The sequence below is a fragment of the Mycobacterium sp. NGS26 genome (assembly GCF_059813025.1).
The window spans coordinates 377,415-396,633 of the sequence record NZ_JCALDU010000006.1 but is presented as its reverse complement, the minus strand read 5'-3'; the positions used below and the strand labels follow the sequence as shown (position 1 = coordinate 396,633).

Below are 19,219 nucleotides of genomic sequence, written 5' to 3'. Positions count from 1 at the left end.
CCCAGCGCCTGGCCGCGCTGCATCTGGGCCCGCTGCTCACCGACGCCGAACGCCGCTACCTGACCTGTGACGCCACGGCCGAGGTGTGGTTCGAACGCGACGGCCAGCCCATCGGCGCCGGGCGCACCACCCGGCTGATCAACCGGCGACTGCGCCGCGCGCTCGAGCACCGCCACCCCACCTGCGCGGTTCCCGGCTGCGGGGCCACCCGCGGTCTGCACGCCCATCACGTCCAACATTGGGAAGACGGCGGGCCCACCGAGCTGGCCAACCTGGTGCTGGTCTGCCCGTATCATCACCGGCTGCACCATCGCGGCATCATCACCATCACCGGGCCCGCCGACGCGCTGCGCGTGACCGACAGCGACGGGCGACCGCTGAGCCCGGGTTCGCTGGCGCGCCCACCAACCCAACCCCCACCCGCGGTGCCACCATGTCCCGGGCCGCTCGGCGAGCGCGCCGACTGGTGGTGGTACGACCCCTTCCAGCCCCAACCACCACCCACCACCAACTAAACCCAAACAGGCTGGGGCATTATGAAATTCGTCCGGGTGAAAAACGGATCGAACGCGTTTGCAAGACTTCCGGCGCGAGCGGTTCAGTCGGCTCTAGCGTAAGGGCGTGACTACAGCCAACCAAGCCGACGGAACACCGTCCATTCCAAGGTCCCGCAAGATCCTCTGCGCCGTCTATGCCGCAATCGCTCTCGCCGCGCTGATTGCGACATGGCGTAACGGTGGCCCGTACGTCCACAGCGCCGCCGACTTCTTAGGCGCCTTTTGGCGCGATGCCAAGGCCACGTCGGCCTCGCGTTTCGTGGCGGCAGACGCCCTGATGTTGGGTATCAGCGTCGTCATTCTGATGGTCATCGAAGCCACGAAGCACAGCGTGCGCTTCGTCTGGCTTTATGTCGTCGGGTCATTCTTCATCGCCATAAGTGTGATGTTTCCGCTGTTCCTGATCGCCCGGGAGTTGCGTATGGGTGCGTCCGACACGCCGCGCCTCCGCACGACAGATGCGGCTCTGCTCGCGGTTGTCGCCGTCATGACCGCGGCCCTGACTATCTGGATCGACGTGGGGTGAGGTTTGTTGGGATCGGTAGCAAACCGGCCCCTCTGTAATGGGTCTCGATCAGACAATTACCCACACGGCGGATTCGCCGTGAGCCGAGGCATCTTCAAGCAAAGGGAGCGAGGCCAAGCCGTGTCGCACTATCGCACCGTCAAGCGGATGCTCGGCGCAACGCTGCTGTCGGGCGGCGTCGCCGTGGCCCTTTTGGGCGTGGGAGCCGCTACCGCCAACGCCGAGCCGTACTTTGGGCCGTGGACATGCTGCCCGGGAGACAAACAAGGACATCCCCAAGGCCCGGGTACGGGCTGCCCGTTTTCGGGAGCGAACGTCAACTGGGACACGAATGTCTGCCACACGTGGTGGAGCGTCTACTACGGGCACGGAAACGTTGGGCCCACTACTTGGGACGGACCCGATCCACCGCCGCCGCAGGCAACGCAGAAGCCGTGGTGCGGGTTTCCGTTCATGTGTTCGGGAGCACCGTAATCAGCGACTGGTTGCTGTCGCCACAACTTTCCGCTGCGCTGGCGGATGATGGAGGTGATCGCTCCACCTCGCACCGAGGCAAGGTAATGCCACAACCAATCGATCGCGCAGCTATCGCCGCGGACCTCGACCGAACGCGCACCGACTTCCATCACCTCATTGAGGCGGCCAATGACGATGATTGGACCAAACCCACCAAGGGCACCAGGTGGAACAACGAGGAGTTGTTGTTCCACATGGTGTTCGGATACATGGTTGTGCAACGCCTCCTGTTGCTGGTGCGCTTGTTTGACCGGCTCCCGGATTCTGTTAGTCGCGGCTATGCGCGACTGCTCAACGGGGTCACACCCGCGTTCGAACGGATCAACTTCTACGGATCGCGTTTCGCTGCCCGCGTCTACAACCGAAAGCGAATGGCCGCCAAGCTAGACCGCGTGATCAGTTCGCTGCAACGCTCGCTACATCGAGCACCCGAGGACGCCTTCAGGCGTGGCATGCACTATCCCGACGACTGGGACCCGTACTTCCGCGACTACATGACGTTGGAGGATGTCTACCGCTACGCCGGTTTGCATTATGACCATCATCGGCGGCAGTTAACGCTGACGAAGCTGGCCTGAAGGCAGGGCCCTAAGGCGCCGGCGTTCCGGGCGGCACCGGACACCAGAAAAGGCCGCAATTCATCGGAAGCAGCCTGCCCTCGACAACTGTGTTGGTCTTGGTCCCGTCGCCGTTGTCGACCATCTTGTGGTACCAGTCGTGGCAGACCGACATGTCCCAGTTGACGGCATCTGGAACCGGGCCGGTCATGGACAGGCCGCCACCCGGAATGATTCTGAAGTTGTACGCCTGCGGCAATGGTTGCCCGGGGCACCACGTGCCGCCGCCCTTGTCGGTGTCGGCGGCACCCGCTGCCGCCAGTCCCACCGCCATACCGCCAGCCAGCAGCGCCGAGGTCATCATTCGGGTGACCGCGCGAGTGAAGTTCATCGGGACGTTCCTTCCATCCCAGTCCGGACAACCGGACACCTAAGCGATTCCAATCGGAATGCGTTTATTGAACTCCCGGCACGCCCTTGCGTACATAGATTTCGTCAGGCTGTTACGTCAGTGGTGAGCGGGTGGAGTCGAATTCGATGGGCAGCGTGACGGGTCCGCCGAGCGCGTTCACCGGCTTCCACGGTGCGGGTCCGGTGCGTCGGGCATTGGGCAGGCGCCGCGTCAGGACCGCCAACGCTTCGGCCAACTCGAGGCGGGCGAGATTGGCGCCGAGGCAGTAATGCATGCCGCCGCCGAACGTCTGCACGGGCGGGGCGCCCTCGCGGGTGATGTCGAGGCGGTCGGGGTCTTCGCAGACGGCGGGGTCGCGGTTGGCCGCGCCGGTGTTGACGACAACGATTGTGCCGGAAGGGATTACGACGCCGGCGAGTTCGACATCCTCCACGGCCGCGCGCAACGTCACGAACATCATCGGCGAATGCCGGATCAGCTCGTCGACGGCCTTGGCCGCGAGCTCTGGGTGCCGGCCGAGCAGGGCCCACTGGTCGGGATGATCGCACAGCACATGGACCGCGGCACCCAATTGCAGGCGGGTGGTGTCGGTACCGGCCATCAGCAGTGCGGCGACGAGCATGCGGAGTTCGCCGGGACTGAGGCGATCGCCGTCATCTTCGGCGCGGATCAGCTCGGAGAGCAGGTCGTCGGTCAAACTGTGTCGCCGGCCCGCAATCATGTCGTCGATATAGGCGTCAAGCGCCTTCCACGCGGTCAGGATCGCCGGGGTTGCGTCGGCGGCGTTCCACCCGAAGGCCTCCAAGATGTCGTCGGTCCAGTCGGAGAACAGTTCCCAGTCCTCGGCTGGCGCGCCGAGTAGTGCGCAGATGACCGGGATCGGGTACTGACGGGCGATGTCGGTAACCACGTCGCAGTGCCCGTTCGCGCTGACGTTGTCAACCAGTCCGTTGATGATGCCGACGGCTGTGGTGCGCAGCCGTGCGGTCGCCTTGGGGGTGAAAGCCTTGCTGACCAACCGGCGCAGCCGGCGGTGTTCGTCGCCGTCGAGGCTGAGGATGTTGGTGGCGATGCGGTCCCACAACGGGCCGCTGGTAATACCTTGCGCGGCAAGGAACATACCCTGCGGCACCCGGAACCGCGGGTCGCGCAGCGCGGTGTGCACGAGCTCATACGTCAGCAACTCGGGCCCGTACGGCCCCATCGCGATCGGCGCCTTGTCTCGGGCCCGCCTGATGATCGCGTGCGCCTCGTCGGGGTGTCGAGCGTTTGCGTAGTCGATTGCGGGTAGATCGGCTTCGAAAACACTTGGGCGGCTGTCAGCAAGGGTGGTCATGACTCGACTATGGGATTTCGGCAGGGCCAGATCATCGGGGCCGGCACGGAACTGCATGGCGCCGCGATGCCTCGCCGCCGAGCGTCACGCCAGCGCCACCATCGGCGCCGGACGGCCCGCTAGCGTGACGTTCGACGGTCGACATACGGGATTTCCCTGATGTTTGCGGCGTCCCGCCCCGAGATGCTGGCTAGCATGACCGAAACTGATCGCGCGGAGTTGAACTGGAGCGACGTGCTGCCAACCGGGACGGTGACGCTGCTGCTCGCCGACGTCGAGGGCTCGACGCGGCTGTGGGAGACCCAGCCCGAGGAGATGACGGCCGCCTTCGCGCGCTTGGACCGGACGCTGACCGACCTGCTCGCCGCCCACGGCGGGGTGCGGCCGGTCGAGCAGGGTGAGGGCGACAGCTTCGTGGTCGCGTTCGCCCGCGCGACCGAGGCGATCGCGTGCGCGTTGCAGTTGCAGCGGGCGCCGCTGGCCCCGATCCGGCTGCGCATCGGTGTGCACACCGGCGAGGTGCAGCTGCGCGACGAGGGCAACTACGTCGGCCCGACGATCAACCGGACCGCGCGGCTGCGCGATCTCGCGCACGGCGGCCAGACGGTGCTCTCGGGCACCACCGAGGATCTGGTCGTCGACGCGCTCCCGGCCGACGCATGGCTGACCGATCTCGGCAGGCACGAGCTGCGCGGCGTGGCCCGTCCCGAACGGGTGGTCCAGCTCTGCCACCCGGACATCCGCAACGACTTCCCGCCGCTGAGGACGTCGAAAACCGTTGTCGCTCAAAATCTTCCGGTGCAACTCACCAGTTTCGTCGGCCGCGGCACGCAGATCGACGACGTGCGGCAGACCCTCGCCGCCGACCGGCTGATCACCCTGACCGGCGCCGGTGGTGTCGGTAAGACGCGGCTGGCCATCGAGGTGGCGGGCCAAATGACCGACGACTTCGACGACGGGGTGTGGTACGTCGACCTTGCGCCCATCGCCGACCCCGAACTCGTACCGGTCACGATGGCGGGCGCCCTCGGACTGGCGGATCAGTCGAGCCTGTCCACAACGGACACGCTCATCCGGTTTGTGGGCGGCCGTCGGATGTTGGTGCTGCTGGACAACTGTGAGCACCTCGTGGACGCGATCGCCGAGCTGACCACCGCGCTGCTGAGCGCCTGTCCGGGGCTGAGGCTGCTGGCGACGAGTCGGGAGCCGATCGGGGTGGCCGGCGAGGCGACATGGCGGGTGCCGTCCCTGTCGTTGGACGACGAGGCCATCGAACTGTTCGTGGACCGGGCCCGCCGGGCGCGATCCGATTTCGCCGTCACCGATGACGACCTTCCCGCGGTCAAGGAGATCTGCCGCCGCCTCGACGGCATGCCGCTGGCCATCGAACTCGCCGCGGCGCGGGTGCGGGCGCTGTCGCTCGACGAGATCGTCGACAGCCTGAACGACCGCTTCCGGCTGTTGATCGGTGGGCGGCGCACCGCGGTGCGCCGACAGCAAACGTTGCGCGCCTCGGTGGACTGGTCGCACGCGCTGTTGACGGAGCCCGAGCGGGTCTTGTTTCGCCGGCTTGCGCCGTTCATGGGCGGATTCGACCTGGCCGCCGCCCGCGCCGTCGCCGGCGACACCGAGGTCGAGCGCTACCAGGTCCTCGACCAGCTGACCCTGCTGGTGGACAAATCACTCGTGGTCGCAGACGACACGGGCGGCAGGATGCGGTACCGGCTACTCGAGACCGTGCGCCAGTACGCCCTGGAAAAGCTCGGCGAGTCCGGGGAGGCCGATGCCGTGCGGGCGCGGCATCGCGACTACTACAGCGCGATGGCCGCTCAGCTCGACGCCCCGGCCGCCACCGGACACCAGCGGCGTGTCGAGCAAATCGAGGCCGAGATCGACAACCTGCGCGCGGCGTTCTCGTGGAGCCTCGAGAACCGCGACGTCGAGCTGGCACTGCAGCTCGCGTCGTCGCTGCAGCCGCTGTGGCTCACCCGCGGCCGCCTGCGCGAGGGAATGAGTTGGATCGACGAGGCACTGGCCGACCTGGACACCGTCGACCGCGAGGTGGCACCGGCGGTGCTGGCGCGGGCGCTGGCCGACGCGGCCCTGTTCGACGGCTGGGTCGGCGTGCCCGAGCGGATGGAGCAGGCCAGGGAAGCGCTGGCCATCGCTCGCCAACTAGACGACCCGTCACTCTTGGTCCGCGCCCTCACCGCCTGCTTTGGTACGGCCGCATCCCACCCCCAGCAGGCGGCAACCTACTTTCCAGAGGCCATCGAGCTGGCGCGCACCCTGGGCGACAAATGGAGATTGAGCCAGCTGCTCGGCTTTCAGGCGTACGCCTCCACCATGGCAGGCGACGCGAAGGCTGCCCGTGCGGCCGGTGAAGAAGGGCGCGAGCTTGCCGAAGCGGTTGGTGACCGGTTCGCAGCCGGCCAGTGCCGCACGTGGGGTATCGCAGGGACGCGTGCGATGTTCGGCGACCTGTCCGGCGCCGACGCAGAATTACGGGAGATAATCGCCGACGCAGATGCGGCCGGCGACTCCTTGTGCAGATTCAACGGCCTTATTGCGCACGCCGTATTCCTGGGCTGGCAGGGCAGGCCGACCGAGGCGCGAGCGGCGGCCGACGCGGCCATCGAGTCCGCCGCCCAACTCGGCTGGGTAATGGAGGGACTCGGCTATCTGGCGTTGGGCATCGCAAACCTGGCCGCCGGCCATGTTGCGGCCGCCAAGGAGGCCACCGAACAGGGTTGGTGCCGCATACCGGGCGTCGAGTTCACGGTGACCAACCTGAAGTGGAGGGCCGAAACCGAGCTTGCGACAGGCGATCTGGAGGCGGCCCGGCTGTGGGCCGAACGGGCAGTGTCAACCAACCTGGGATATTTCCGGATGCTGGCACTGATCACCCGTGCCCGTGTGGCGCTCGCCGAGAGCGACGCGGCAGCCGCCGAGCGTGACTGCCACGACGCCCTCGCGGGTGCGGTCGAATGCGAAGTGCAGCTGGGCTTACCCGACATCTTCGACGTCCTTGCTCGGCTGGCCGCGCAAGCCGAGAGTTATCCCGAAGCGGCACGGCTCGTCGGCGCGGCGGAGGCCGTCCGGCAGCGCACCGGCGAGGTGCGGTACGCGATTTACCAAGCCGACTACGAGGATTTTGTCGCCTCGCTCCGAGATGCCATGGGCCAGAACGACTTCGACGCCGCCAGGGCCGAGGGCGCCGCGCTGTCCACCAACGAAGCGATCGCCTACGCGCAGCGCGGCCGCGGCGAACGCAAACGGCCGTCCAGCGGCTGGGCCTCGCTCACCCCCGCCGAACTGGACGTCGTCCGCCTCGTCAGCGAGGGCCTGGGCAACAAGGACATCGCCACCAGGCTTTTCATCTCACCGCGCACCGTCGAGACCCACCTCACCCACGTCTACACCAAGCTGGGCCTTACGTCGCGGGTTCAGCTTGCCCAAGAGGCAGCGCGTCAAGCCGGCGCTTCCTGAACGAGGCTGCCCCGACTAGCGTTTTTGGGATCGGTAGCGAACCGACCCTGATGCACTCACCGCGAGCGGATACTGATCGTCAGCATCACAGCGTCGAGGAAAGGCGCAACACAATGTCACACAATCACAAGGTCAAGAAGCTCTTGGTCGGCGCGCTGCTGTCGGGTGGCCTCGCGGTGGGCGGTTCGTGGCTGGCCGCCGGCACCGCCCAGGCGGACAACTTCACCGTCCCGCACGACTGGTGCCCGGGCCAACCGTTGCCGATGCCGGATGTCCGCTGGGACATGAACGTCTGCCACCACTGGTACTGGGTCCCCGTCGGGGGCATGGGCAACGTCGGCCAGTTCGTGTGGGAGGGCAACGCTCCCCGGCAGCCGCTGGGTCCGCCGCCGTGCTACGGCGCCCCGATCTGCCTGCCCGGACTGTAGCCGGCCCCTAGCCGATCAACACCGCATACCGCGGCTTGATCACCTCGTCGATGATGGCCAGCCGCTCGTCGAACGGGATGAACGCCGACTTCATCGCATTGATGGTGAAGCGCTCGAGGTCGCTCCACCCGTAGCCGAAAGCCTCGACCAGCCGGTGCATTTCGAGGCTCATCGAGGTGTCGCTCATCAGCCGGTTGTCGGTGTTGACGGTCACCCGGAACCGGGTGCGGGCCAGCAGATCGAACGGGTGGTCCGCGATGCTCTTGACCGCGCCGGTCTGCACATTCGAGCTAGGGCACAGCTCCAGCGGAATTCGCTTGTCCCGCAATATCGATGCCAGCCGGCCCAGCCGGACGCCCCCGCCCTCGATCACGTCGATGTCGTCGACGATCCGCACCCCGTGGCCCAGCCGGTCGGCGCCGCAGAACGCGATCGCCTCGTGGATCGACGGCAACCCGAACGCCTCACCGGCGTGAATCGTGAAGCGCGCGTTGTGGTCTCGCATGTATTCGAAGGCGTCCAGGTGCCGCGTCGGCGGGTTGCCTGCCTCGGCGCCGGCGATGTCGAATCCCACCACGCCCTTGTCGCGGAAGCGGATCGCCAGCGCGGCGATCTCGCGGGACACCGCGGCGTGGCGCATGGCGGTGACCAACAGGCGCACCACGATCGGCCGGCCCGCGGCGGCGCAGGCCTTCTCCCCCTCGGCGAAACCCGCCAGCACCGCCTCGACGATCTCGTCGAACCACAGGCCGCGGTCGATGTGCAACTCGGGGGCGAACCGCACCTCGGCGTAGACCACCGAGTCGGCGGCCAGGTCCTCGACACACTCGTAGGCCACCCGGTGCAGCGATTCGGCCGTCTGCATCACCGCCACGGTGTGCGAGAACGGCTCCAGGTAGCGCTCCAGCGAGCCGCTGTGCGAGCGGGTGCGAAACCAGGTGGCCAGCTCGTCGGCATCGGTGGCGGGCAGCCCGTCGTAGCCGATCTGGCCGGCGATGTCCAGCACGGTGGACGGGCGCAGCCCGCCGTCGAGGTGATCGTGCAGCAGGGCCTTGGGCGCCTTCCTGATCTCCTGCAGGCCCAGGGGTGTGGTCACGGGGCGACCCGATCGATGATCAGCGGCCGTGAAACCGGTGGCGTGTCCCCGACGGCCCAGCCGCCGTCCAGCTCGGCCATCGCGGTGGCGAAGCGTTCCGGGGTGTCGGTGTAGAGGGTGAACAGCGGCTCGCCGGCCGCCACCGGCTCGCCGGGACGGCGGTGGATCTTGACGCCGGCCCCGGGCTGCACCCGTGCGCCCGGGCGGGACCTGCCCGCACCGAGCCGCCATGCCGTCAGCCCCACTGCCATCGCGTCGATATCGCCCATTGTGCCGCCCCGGGGCGCGGTCACGGTCTCGGAGTGCGCACCGATAGGCAACGGTATCGACAAGTCGCCGCCCTGGGCCGCGACGAGCTGCCGAAACCGGTCCATCGCGGTGCCGTCGCGCAGCGTCGGCGCGGGATCGGCGCCGTCGATCCCGGCGAGCTCGAGCATCTCGGCGGCCAGCCGCAGCGTCAGCTCCACCACGTCGGGCGGCCCGCCGCCGGCCAGCACGTCCAGGGACTCGGCCACCTCGAGCGCGTTGCCGACGGCCGCGCCCAGCGGGACGTTCATGTCCGTCAGCAGCGCGCGCGTGGGTACCCCGTGCGCGGCGCCCAGCTCGATCATGATGTGCGCCAGCTCGCGGGACTGGGCCTCCGACGCCAGCAGCGCCCCGCAGCCCACCTTCACGTCGAGCACCAGCGCCGCCGCGCCCTCGGCCAGCTTCTTGCTCATCACCGAGCTCGCGATCAGCGGCAGGGACTCGACGGTCGCGGTGATGTCGCGCAGCGCGTACAGCTTGGCGTCCGCGGGCGCCAGCTGGCCGGCGGCGAAGATCGCCGCCCCGACGTCGACGAGCTGTTCGCGGACCCGCCGGTTGGACAGCCGGGCGTTGAACCCGGCGATGGATTCCAGCTTGTCCAGGGTGCCGCCGGTGTGCCCGAGCCCGCGGCCCGACGCCTGGGGCACCGCCGCACCGCAGGCGGCGACGACGGGCACCAACGGCAGCGTGATCTTGTCCCCGACCCCGCCGGTGGAGTGCTTGTCCACGGTGGGCAGGGGCCGTCCGTCGCGGCGCAGGTCGGCGAAGTCCATCCGCTCACCCGACGCCAGCATGGCCGCCGTCCACGCGGCGATCTCGCCGCGGTCCATGCCGCGCAGTACGATGGCCATCAGCAGCGCCGCCATCTGTTCGTCGCCGACGCGGCCGTCGGTGTAGGCGTCGACGACCCACGCGATGGCCCCATCGGACAGCCTGCCGCCGTCGCGCTTGGTCCTGATCACCGTCGGCGCGTCGAATGCCAAGTCGGTCAAGGGCGTTCCCGCGGCAGGTCGGCGCCGAACGCGTCGGGCAGCAACTCGTCGAGGCGGCGCGGCCCGGCCGGGTGGTCGATCAGCAAGCCGGGCCCGCCGTGTTCCAGCAACACCTGACGGCAGCGCCCGCACGGCATCAGCGGGGATCCCCGCCCGTCCACGCACGCCAGCGCGACCAGCCGTCCCCCGCCGGTCGAGTGCAGGGCGCACACCACGCCGCACTCGGCGCAGAGACCAAGGCCATATGAGACGTTCTCCACATTGCAGCCGGTGACCACGCGGCCGTCGTCGACCAGCGCCGCCGCGCCCACCGGAAACCGCGAGTACGGCGCGTAGGCTCCCGTGGCCGCTTGAATCGCGCTGTCCCGCAGCGCATTCCAGTCGATATCGTCCATACCGCAACCCCCGCTCACCGATGGGCTGGCTTCCTGGGCCGGCTTTTGCAGCCACCCTAACTCCGGCACGACACGGGCCTGAGGCCGGATCGTCGTCCTACCACGGCGCATCGCCGCCGGGCTAAGCTCGGTTGCCCGGCTTGTTCACGAAGGCGGTGGGAACTTCAGTGAGTGCACAAACGACAACCGCGGATCCGGCCGCACCGGCGCCCTCGCGCAAGCGGCGGCCACCGCGGACGCTGTATCGGGGGGATCCCGGCATGTGGTCGTGGGTGCTGCACCGCATCACCGGGGCGACGATCTTCTTCTTTCTGTTCGTCCACGTGTTGGACACCACCCTGGTCCGGGTGAGCCCGCAGACCTACAACGAGGTGGTCCAGACCTACAAGACGCCGATCGTGGGCGTGATGGAGTTCGGCCTGGTGGCCGCGGTGCTGTTTCATGCCCTGAACGGGGTCCGGGTCATCCTGATCGACTTCTGGTCGCAGGGCCCGCGCCACCAGCGGCTGATGCTGTGGATCGTCGGCGTCGTCTACCTGCTGCTGATGGTTCCGGTCGCGGTGGCGATGGGCATCCACATGTGGGAGCAGTTCCGATGAGCTACCGTCCGGCCAGCCTGGACAACCCGCGCTCGCCCCGCCGTCGCGCCGGCATACCCAACTTCGAGAAGTTCGCGTGGCTGTTCATGCGGTTCTCCGGCGTGGTGCTGATCTTCCTGGTCGTCGGGCACCTGTTGGTGATGCTGATGTGGGACGACGGCGTATACCGCATCGACTTCAACTACGTGGCGCAGCGCTGGGCGTCGCCGTTCTGGCAATTCTGGGACCTGACGCTGCTGTGGCTGGCGCAGCTGCACGGCGGCAACGGCCTGCGCACCATCATCGACGACTACAGCCGCAAGGACAGCACCCGGTTCTGGCTGAACAGCCTGCTGCTGCTGTCGATGGGATTCACCCTGGCGCTGGGGACCTACGTGCTGGTGACCTTCGACCCGAACATTTCCTGATCGAGGGAGGCGACCCGGTTGCTGCACCAACACCGATACGACGTGGTGATCGTCGGCGCGGGCGGCGCGGGCATGCGCGCGGCCGTCGAGGCCGGCCCCCGCGTGCGCACCGCGGTGCTGACCAAGCTCTACCCCACCCGCAGCCACACCGGCGCCGCGCAGGGCGGCATGTGCGCCGCGCTGGCCAACGTCGAGGACGACAACTGGGAATGGCACACCTTCGACACCGTCAAGGGCGGCGACTACCTCGCCGACCAGGACGCCGTGGAGATCATGTGCAAGGAGGCCATCGACGCGGTGCTCGACCTGGAGAAGATGGGGATGCCGTTCAACCGCACCCCCGAGGGCCGCATCGACCAGCGCCGCTTCGGCGGGCACACCCGCGACCACGGCAAGGCCCCGGTGCGCCGGGCCTGCTACGCCGCCGACCGCACGGGCCACATGATCCTGCAGACGCTCTACCAGAACTGCATCAAGCACGACGTGGAGTTCTTCAACGAGTTCTACGCGCTGGACCTGGTTTTGACGCAGACGCCGAGCGGACCGATGGCCACCGGGGTGGTCGCCTACGAGTTGGCGACGGGCGATGTTCACGTCTTCCACGCCAAGGCCGTCGTGATCGCGACCGGCGGTGCGGGCCGCATGTACAAGACCACCTCCAACGCGCACACGCTGACCGGCGACGGCATCGGCATCGTGTTCCGCAAGGGACTTCCATTGGAGGACATGGAGTTTCACCAGTTCCATCCGACGGGGCTGGCCGGGCTGGGCATCCTGATCTCCGAGGCCGTCCGCGGCGAGGGCGGCCGGCTGCTCAACGCCGACGGCGAACGGTTCATGGAGCGCTACGCCCCGACGATCGTCGACCTGGCGCCCCGCGACATCGTCGCCCGCTCCATGGTTTTGGAGGTTCTGGAGGGCCGCGGCGCGGGACCGAACAAGGACTACGTCTACATCGACGTCCGCCATCTCGGCGAGGACGTGCTCGAGGCCAAGCTGCCCGACATCACCGAGTTCGCCCGCACCTACCTGGGCGTGGACCCGGTGCACGAACTGGTGCCCGTCTACCCGACGTGCCACTACCTGATGGGCGGCATCCCGACCACCGTCACCGGACAAGTGTTGCGGGACAACACATCCGTCGTCCCGGGCCTGTACGCGGCCGGCGAGTGCGCGTGCGTGTCGGTGCACGGCGCCAACCGGCTGGGCACCAACTCGCTGCTGGACATCAACGTGTTCGGCCGCCGCGCCGGCATCGCCGCGGCCTCGTATGCGCGGGGTCACGACTTCGTCGACATGCCGCCGGAGCCGGCTGCGATGGTGGTGGGCTGGGTTGCCGACATCCTCTCCGAGAACGGCAACGAGCGCGTCGCCGACATCCGGGGTGCGCTGCAGCAGACGATGGACAACAACGCCGCGGTATTCCGCACCGAGGACACGCTGAAGCAGGCGCTGACCGACATCCACGCCCTGAAGGAGCGCTACTCCCGAATCTCCGTGCACGACAAGGGAAAGCGCTTCAACAGCGACCTGCTGGAAGCCATCGAGCTGGGCTTCCTGCTGGAGCTGGCCGAGGTCACCGTGGTCGGCGCCCTGAATCGCAAGGAGTCCCGCGGCGGGCACGCCCGCGAGGACTATCCGGACCGCGACGACGTCAACTACATGCGCCACACCATGGCCTATAAGGAAATTGGGGCCGATAAGCAGGGCGCCGATCTGCTGTCCGACATCGCGCTGGACTTCAAGCCCGTCGTGCAGACCCGCTACCAACCCAAGGAACGGAAGTACTGATGGCTCTTGAACCAGACGTCGACACCTCCGCGCCGCCCCTGCCGCCCGTCCCGGAGGGCGCGGTGATGGTGACCGTCAAGATCGCCCGGTTCAACCCCGAAAACCCGGACGCGTACGCCGATTCCGGTGGCTGGCAGAGCTTCCGGGTGCCCTGCCTGCCCAGCGACCGGGTGCTCAACCTGCTCATCTACATCAAGAGCTACCTCGACGGCACGCTGACGTTCCGGCGCTCCTGCGCGCACGGGGTGTGCGGGTCGGACGCCATGCGCATCAACGGCGTCAACCGGCTGGCGTGCAAGGTGCTGATGCGCCACCTGCTGCCCAAGAAGCCGGGCAAGTCGCTGACCGTCACGGTCGAACCGATCCGGGGGCTGCCGGTGGAGAAGGATCTCGTCGTCGACATGGAGCCGTTCTTCGAGGCATACCGCGCGGTGAAGCCGTACCTGATCACCACCGGCAACCCGCCGACGCGGGAACGCATCCAGAGCCCGGCCGACCGCGCCCGCTACGACGACACCACCAAGTGCATCCTGTGCGCGGCGTGCACCACCAGCTGCCCGGTGTTCTGGCACGAGGGCAGCTACTACGGTCCCGCCGCGATCGTCAACGCGCACCGCTTCATCTTCGACAGCCGCGACGAGGCCGCCGCGGAGCGCCTCGACATCCTCAACGAGGTCGACGGCGTGTGGCGGTGCCGGACCACGTTCAACTGCACCGAATCCTGCCCGCGCGGGATCGAGGTGACGAAGGCGATCCAGGAGGTCAAGCGCGCGATCATGTTCTCGCGTTAGTTCGGCACTTTGGCGGCCCGCTGGTCATCTGCGCGGGTCACACAGCTCGTGATGGCTGCTTCGGTTGCCCCCCAACCGTTTTGCCTCATACATCGCGGCATCGGCGGCGGTGATCAACTCCCCCAGCAGCGATTGCGGTTCGGACGCGGTGTCTTCGAGATGGGCGCAGGCCGTGCCGATGCTGGCGGTCACCCCCGCCGCCGACGCCGCGATGGCGCGACACATCTGCGCGGCCAACGATTCGGCGTTGCACGTCTTGGAGGTGCCGGCCAGCAGGAATTCCTCGCCGCCGCTGCGCGCCACCACCGCCTGGTCGTCCGACGCGGACAACAGCGCCTGAGCGACCTGAACCAGTGCGCGGTCCCCCGCCGCGTGACCGAGCCGGTCGTTGATCGCTTTGAAGTGGTCGAGGTCGATCAGCATGACCACCAGGTGGGAGTCGATGCCCCGGCGGGCCAACACCATCCCCAACGCCTCGTGCTGAAAGGTGCGCCGGTTCAGCAGGCCCGTCAACGGATCCCGGTCGGCTTGCAGCAGGTCTCCCGTCAGGGCGCGCACCAGAATGCGAATGGCCAGCGGCAGCGCGATGTTGACCTCGATCACCAGCCACAGATCCACCCCGGCGAGGCTGGGGTGCCCGGACCTCGCCAGCGACAACGCCTCCCAGGATCCCACCGCGGCGGCGACCGCGAAGTTGTACAGCACAAGTCCCGTGGTGTGAAAGAACGCCATGTAGGCGCCGAAGGTCGCGAAGGCAATGCAGCCGATCAGCGCGGCGAGCGGGTTCGGGTGTGCCAGGCATGCCAAGGCGACGGCGGTGTTGCAGGTGATGGCGAATGCGATTGACTGCCCGCGCGTCGGCCAGCGCCACGCCCACAGCGCGACGCCCGCCACCCCGCCGGCGACGGCCGCCCACGTCATCGCCACCGGCACCGCCCCGCGCGGACCGTCGGAGCCGCCCAGCAGCGCGAGCAGGCACAACACCATCGACGCCGAGATCAACGCCATCACGGCCCGGGTGGCGCCGCTGATGCCCCGCGACGCGAGGTAGCCGGAGAGCCAGTCGTACTGATCGGCCCGCCGGCTAAACAGCGCGGTCATCGTTGACTCCCAATCGCCACCACCGCTCATCGACGCTCATCGACGTCGAAAGGCTAGCCGCATGCTACGGCGCTCCCGCGGCCCACGAGGCAGAAGCCATCGAAGTCACCCATCGCCCTGACCGCGCTATGTGCCGCGAGCGTGCACAGTTGTACGCCATTTACGGCGTGGCGCCGTACAGACACGCACGCTCGCGGAGAGGGGTGGGGGCGCGTCACACTTTGCGTGCCCGTCTCGTCTGAGGGATATGACACAGAAAACCCGCATCGAGCCCCTGCCCCCCAACCGCGCCGGCCTGCTGACCCGCGTCATGTACCGGGTCGCCAAGCGGCGCTACGGCCAGGTCCCCGAACCATTCGCCGTGTCCGCGCATCACCGCAAGCTGCTGATCGCCGGCGCCGTGCACGAGACGATGGTCGACCGGGCGTCCAAGACGCTTCCGGCCAGCGTGCGCGAGCTTGCGGTGTACTGGACCGCGCGCCAGATCGGCTGCTCGTGGTGCGTCGACTTCGGGTCCATGCTGCAGCGCCTCGACGGCCTGGACATGGAGCGGCTCAAGGACATCGACAATTACGCCACCTCACCGGCATTCAGCGACGACGAGCGCGCCGCCATCGCCTACGCCGACGCCATGACGACCGACCCGCACACCGTCACCGACGAGCAGGTCGCCGACCTGCGGGCCCGTTTCGGTGATGCCGGGGTGTTCGAGCTCACCTATCAGGTCGGTCTGGAGAACATGCGGGCGCGGGTGAACACCGCCCTGGGCATCACCGAGCAGGGCTTCAATTCCGGTGACGCGTGCCGTGTTCCGTGGGCCGACGAAACGCAGGTCCTGAGCTGACTAAGGCCCTTGCGCCGGGGTGATCTCGATGTAGGCGGTCGGGATGCCGAACGCCGCGCTGCCCTTGTCCAGGCTGCGTTCGAATAGCTTCATGGGCAGGCTCCAATTCGCCGCGATCACCTTGTCCGCGTGCGCATGTTCGGACTCGGGCAGGATTCGGGCCGTCCCGGCAACCGCCTGCCCTTTGGGCTTGCCGCGGAGGCTGCAGGGCACCACCACGACGCGCTGATTGTTCTTGATCCGCTTGACCTTTCCGGTGGACGGATCGGTTCGCACATAGATCTTCCCGTCGGCGACACCGTGATTGATCGGGCTCGGCATCGCCTCGCCGGAACGCTTGAACGTCACCAACAAGATTTGCCGCGTGTTTTCGAAACCGGCGAAGTCGTTGCCTTGCGGAGTCAGAGCGTCGAAGGCGCTGCGGTGGCGCAGCTTGTCCATGCCCCGGAACATCAGTTTGCCCATCGCCTCGGCGACCCTGCCCGCCATGACTCAGGGCCGCCCGCGCCGCAGGGGGGAGCCGGTGAACTTGTCGGGATTGGCGATATCCCATAGGGCGCAGACCTTTCCGTCGCGCACCGTCATCGCCATCACCCGCGGGCACATCTCCCGGTAGCCGTCGCTCGCGGGGAAGCCCGCCGTGTAGATGCCCAGCTCGCCGTTGACCAGCCCCAGCTCGTAGGCCGTGAAGAACTCCGGGCCGTAGCGGCGGGCCAGGCCGAGCATGAACCGCACCACCTTGTCCGGCCCGTGGATGACCTGAACCGCCGTGGGCGCCTTGCCATTCGAATCGCCGGTGAAGATCACATCGGGATGCAGCAGCGCAACCACGGCCTCCACGTCGCCGGCGGCCATGGCGGCCATAAGCTTCCCGACCACCTCGGCGTGTGACGGGTCGGGTTCCGGGGGCGGCTCGGCGGCGACCGCCTTGCGGGCCCGCGACGCCAGCTGCCGGGCGGCGGCCTCGTTGGTCCCCAGCACCTCGGCCACCTCCGCGAACGGCACCGCGAACCCGTCGTGCAGCACGAACGCGACCCGCTGATCGGGGGTGAGCCGCTCCAGCACCACCATCGCCGCGAACCGCGCATCCTCGGCGGCCACCACCGCGGACAGCGGGTCGGCCCGATCGAGGCCGGTGACCACCGGCTCGGGCAGCCAATTGCCGGTGTAGGTCTCGCGACGGTGCGCCGCCGACCGCAGCTTGTCCAGGCCGAGCCGGCTCACCACGGTGGTCAGCCAGGCCCGCAGGTCGACGATCGCATCGTCCCGCCCGTGCCAGCGCAGCCACGCCTCCTGCACGATGTCCTCGGCATCGGCGACTGTGCCGGTCAGCCGGTAGGCGACCGCCATGAGATGCGGCCGCAACTCTTCGAACTCACTGACCTGCTGCGCTGCGGTCATATCAGCGAGCCTAGCGTTACGCTCACCGACAACATGACTCGCAATCTCTGGCTGCACTTCACCCGGCACGGCCCGGACTTCACGCCGCCGGTCATCATGCGCGGCGACGGCGTCACCATCTTCGACGACCGCGGCAAGAGCTACCTGGACGCGCTGTCCGGCCTGTTCACCGTGCAGGTCGGCCACGGCCGCGCCGAGCTCGCCGAGGTCGCGGCCCGGCAGGCCGGCACCCTGGCGTTCTTCCCGCTGTGGGGATATGCCACCCCGCCCGCCATCGAGCTCGCCGAGCGCCTCGCACGCTACGCGCCGGGCGAGTTGAACCGGGTGTTTTTCACCACTGGCGGCACCGAGGCCGTCGAGACCGCGTGGAAGGTGGCCAAGCAGTACTTCAAGCTGACCGGCAAACCCGGTAAGCACAAGGTGATTTCGCGCTCGGTCGCCTACCACGGCACCACCCAGGGCGCGCTGGCGATCACCGGGCTGCCGTCGTACAAGGCGCCGTTCGAGCCGGTGACGCCGGGCGGTTTCCGGGTGCCCAACACCGACTTCTACCGCGCGCCGGAACCGTTCCACACGGACGTGAAGGCCTTCGGGCAGTGGGCCGCCGACCGGATCGCCGAGGCCATCGAGTTCGAGGGGCCCCAGACCGTCGCGGCGGTGTTCCTGGAACCGGTGCAGAACGCCGGCGGCTCCATCCCGCCCCCGCCGGGCTACTTCGAGCGGGTCCGCGAGATCTGCGACTCCTACGACGTGCTGCTGGTCTCCGACGAGGTGATCTGCGCGTTCGGCCGGATCGGGTCGATGTTCGCCTGTGACGACTTCGGCTACGTGCCCGACATGATCACCTGCGCCAAGGGGATGACGTCGGGCTACTCGCCGATCGGCGCGATGATCGCCAGCGACCGACTGTTCGAGCCGTTCGACGACGGCAACACGATGTTCCCGCACGGCTACACCTTTGGCGGGCACCCGGTTTCGGCCGCCGTGGCGCTGGCCAACCTCGACATCTTCGAGCGCGAGGGCCTCAACGACCGTGTCAAGCAAAACGCACCGGCCTTCCGCGCCACGCTGGAGAAGTTGTACGACCTGCCGATCGTCGGCGACGTTCGCGGCGAGGGATACTTCTACGGCGTCGAGCTGGTCAAGGACCAGGCGACCAAGCAGACCTTCAGCGACGAGGAGCGCCGGGCGCTGCTGGGCCGGGTGTCGGCGGCGCTGTTCGAGGCCGGATTGTATTGCCGCACAGACGATCGCGGCGACTCCGTCATCCAGCTGGCGCCGCCGCTGATCAGCGCTCAGGCCGAGTTCGACACCATCGAGGCCGCCCTGCGCGGCGTGCTCAGCGAGGAGTCGGCGCGCCTGTGACCGCGAAACTGCAACTGGCGACACATCGCCCGAGTGGCCCCGTCGGTAGTTGCAGTCTCGCGGGGGGTCAGCCGACGGCGAGGACCCGGTTGACCTCGTAGGCGGCCAGCAGCACCTCCCGGGAATGCGCCGCCGTCGGGCTGCTCACCATCCGCGTCTGCGCGTTACACAGCCAGGCGAGCGCGGACCGCAGGTCGGGGTCGGTTGCGGCATCGCGATGCTGCTTCAGCTCCTCCAGCACCTGGTCGGACCCGGAGCTGCGCACCTGAGTCCCCTTCTCGACCTGCTTGAGCAGTCGACTCAGCGGCCG

The 19,219-nt window shown here is 68.1% G+C and carries 19 protein-coding genes and 1 pseudogene; 11 read left to right on the top strand and 9 right to left on the bottom strand.

Annotation, left to right across the window (positions count from 1 at the left end):
• The 3 genes from AC5Y6X_RS21105 to AC5Y6X_RS21095 all read left to right on the top strand — a co-directional run.
• Nucleotides 1-515: HNH endonuclease signature motif containing protein (locus AC5Y6X_RS21105; RefSeq protein WP_499988862.1), on the top strand; the 515-nt coding region annotated here is incomplete at its 5' end.
• 106 nt (nt 516-621) lie between these two features.
• The gene (locus tag AC5Y6X_RS21100) at nt 622-1,083 is read left to right on the top strand and encodes a DUF2834 domain-containing protein (protein ID WP_499988861.1); all 462 of its coding nucleotides are present in this window, start codon (nt 622-624) and stop codon (nt 1,081-1,083) included.
• Between the two features lie 560 nt (nt 1,084-1,643).
• Complete coding sequence (locus AC5Y6X_RS21095; RefSeq protein WP_499988911.1) at nt 1,644-2,177, top strand: DinB family protein; 534 nt, start codon at nt 1,644-1,646, stop codon at nt 2,175-2,177.
• Between the two features lie 10 nt (nt 2,178-2,187).
• Here the strand turns inward: AC5Y6X_RS21095 and AC5Y6X_RS21090 are convergent, their stop codons facing one another.
• Both AC5Y6X_RS21090 and AC5Y6X_RS21085 read right to left on the bottom strand, forming a co-directional pair.
• Nucleotides 2,188-2,547: a hypothetical protein gene (locus AC5Y6X_RS21090; RefSeq protein ID WP_324680197.1), complete on the bottom strand. Its 360-nt coding sequence runs from the start codon at nt 2,545-2,547 to the stop codon at nt 2,188-2,190.
• 112 nt (nt 2,548-2,659) lie between these two features.
• Entirely contained in the window at nt 2,660-3,904 is a 1,245-nt protein-coding gene (locus tag AC5Y6X_RS21085; RefSeq protein ID WP_499988860.1) for a cytochrome P450, read from the bottom strand.
• A 195-nt stretch (nt 3,905-4,099) separates the two neighbouring features.
• Here AC5Y6X_RS21085 and AC5Y6X_RS21080 point away from each other — a divergent pair, with 195 nt between their 5' ends.
• Together AC5Y6X_RS21080 and AC5Y6X_RS21075 are read left to right on the top strand one after the other, a co-directional pair.
• Nucleotides 4,100-7,393, top strand: coding sequence for a helix-turn-helix transcriptional regulator (locus AC5Y6X_RS21080; protein ID WP_499988858.1), 3,294 nt, complete (start codon nt 4,100-4,102; stop codon nt 7,391-7,393).
• Between the two features lie 113 nt (nt 7,394-7,506).
• Nucleotides 7,507-7,821, top strand: a complete 315-nt coding sequence (locus AC5Y6X_RS21075; protein ID WP_499988856.1) for a hypothetical protein — start codon at nt 7,507-7,509, stop codon at nt 7,819-7,821.
• 7 nt (nt 7,822-7,828) lie between these two features.
• Here the strand turns inward: AC5Y6X_RS21075 and AC5Y6X_RS21070 are convergent, their stop codons facing one another.
• From AC5Y6X_RS21070 to AC5Y6X_RS21060, 3 genes are read right to left on the bottom strand one after another with little or no spacing between them, the layout of a single operon-like run.
• On the bottom strand, nt 7,829-8,917 hold the full coding sequence (locus AC5Y6X_RS21070; protein WP_499988854.1) for an adenosine deaminase: 1,089 nt from the start codon (nt 8,915-8,917) through the stop codon (nt 7,829-7,831).
• On the bottom strand, nt 8,914-10,215 hold the full coding sequence (locus tag AC5Y6X_RS21065) for a thymidine phosphorylase (protein WP_499988852.1): 1,302 nt from the start codon (nt 10,213-10,215) through the stop codon (nt 8,914-8,916). The genes AC5Y6X_RS21070 and AC5Y6X_RS21065 overlap by 4 nt, the downstream gene beginning before the upstream one ends.
• Nucleotides 10,212-10,610 (bottom strand): cytidine deaminase, encoded by a 399-nt coding sequence (locus AC5Y6X_RS21060; protein WP_499988850.1) that lies wholly within the window; start codon nt 10,608-10,610, stop codon nt 10,212-10,214. The genes AC5Y6X_RS21065 and AC5Y6X_RS21060 overlap by 4 nt, the downstream gene beginning before the upstream one ends.
• Nucleotides 10,611-10,870: 260 nt before the next feature.
• On the opposite strand from AC5Y6X_RS21060, the gene sdhC reads away from it, so the two are divergent.
• Genes sdhC through AC5Y6X_RS21040 form a run of 4 tightly spaced genes read left to right on the top strand, consistent with a single transcriptional unit; the run spans nt 10,871 to nt 14,198 of the window.
• A complete protein-coding gene (gene sdhC, locus AC5Y6X_RS21055; RefSeq protein ID WP_499988909.1) occupies nt 10,871-11,209 on the top strand; it encodes a succinate dehydrogenase, cytochrome b556 subunit in 339 nt (112 codons plus the stop codon).
• The gene (locus AC5Y6X_RS21050) at nt 11,206-11,616 is read left to right on the top strand and encodes a succinate dehydrogenase hydrophobic membrane anchor subunit (RefSeq protein WP_499988848.1); all 411 of its coding nucleotides are present in this window, start codon (nt 11,206-11,208) and stop codon (nt 11,614-11,616) included. The genes sdhC and AC5Y6X_RS21050 overlap by 4 nt, the downstream gene beginning before the upstream one ends.
• Nucleotides 11,617-11,634: 18 nt before the next feature.
• On the top strand, nt 11,635-13,407 hold the full coding sequence (gene sdhA, locus AC5Y6X_RS21045) for a succinate dehydrogenase flavoprotein subunit (protein ID WP_499988846.1): 1,773 nt from the start codon (nt 11,635-11,637) through the stop codon (nt 13,405-13,407).
• Entirely contained in the window at nt 13,407-14,198 is a 792-nt protein-coding gene (locus tag AC5Y6X_RS21040) for a succinate dehydrogenase iron-sulfur subunit (protein WP_499988844.1), read from the top strand. The genes sdhA and AC5Y6X_RS21040 overlap by 1 nt, the downstream gene beginning before the upstream one ends.
• Nucleotides 14,199-14,222: 24 nt before the next feature.
• Here the strand turns inward: AC5Y6X_RS21040 and AC5Y6X_RS21035 are convergent, their stop codons facing one another.
• Nucleotides 14,223-15,299 carry a GGDEF domain-containing protein gene (locus AC5Y6X_RS21035; RefSeq protein WP_499988842.1) on the bottom strand — a complete coding sequence of 359 codons (1,077 nt, stop codon included), beginning with the start codon at nt 15,297-15,299 and terminating at the stop codon, nt 14,223-14,225.
• Between the two features lie 214 nt (nt 15,300-15,513).
• Between AC5Y6X_RS21035 and AC5Y6X_RS21030 the strand changes: the two are divergent.
• Nucleotides 15,514-16,143 (top strand): annotated as a pseudogene (locus tag AC5Y6X_RS21030) (carboxymuconolactone decarboxylase family protein); the annotation flags it as partial.
• Here AC5Y6X_RS21030 and AC5Y6X_RS21025 read toward each other — a convergent pair.
• Both AC5Y6X_RS21025 and AC5Y6X_RS21020 read right to left on the bottom strand, forming a co-directional pair.
• Complete coding sequence (locus AC5Y6X_RS21025) at nt 16,144-16,632, bottom strand: PPOX class F420-dependent oxidoreductase (RefSeq protein WP_499988840.1); 489 nt, start codon at nt 16,630-16,632, stop codon at nt 16,144-16,146.
• 3 nt (nt 16,633-16,635) lie between these two features.
• Nucleotides 16,636-17,544 (bottom strand): sigma-70 family RNA polymerase sigma factor, encoded by a 909-nt coding sequence (locus AC5Y6X_RS21020; protein ID WP_499988838.1) that lies wholly within the window; start codon nt 17,542-17,544, stop codon nt 16,636-16,638.
• Between AC5Y6X_RS21020 and AC5Y6X_RS21015 the strand changes: the two genes are divergently transcribed.
• Nucleotides 17,545-18,909 (top strand): aspartate aminotransferase family protein, encoded by a 1,365-nt coding sequence (locus AC5Y6X_RS21015; protein WP_499988907.1) that lies wholly within the window; start codon nt 17,545-17,547, stop codon nt 18,907-18,909.
• Nucleotides 18,910-18,976: 67 nt separating this feature from the next.
• Here the strand turns inward: AC5Y6X_RS21015 and AC5Y6X_RS21010 are convergent, their stop codons facing one another.
• Entirely contained in the window at nt 18,977-19,213 is a 237-nt protein-coding gene (locus tag AC5Y6X_RS21010) for a hypothetical protein (RefSeq protein ID WP_499988905.1), read from the bottom strand.
• Between the last annotated feature and the right edge of the window lie 6 nt (nt 19,214-19,219).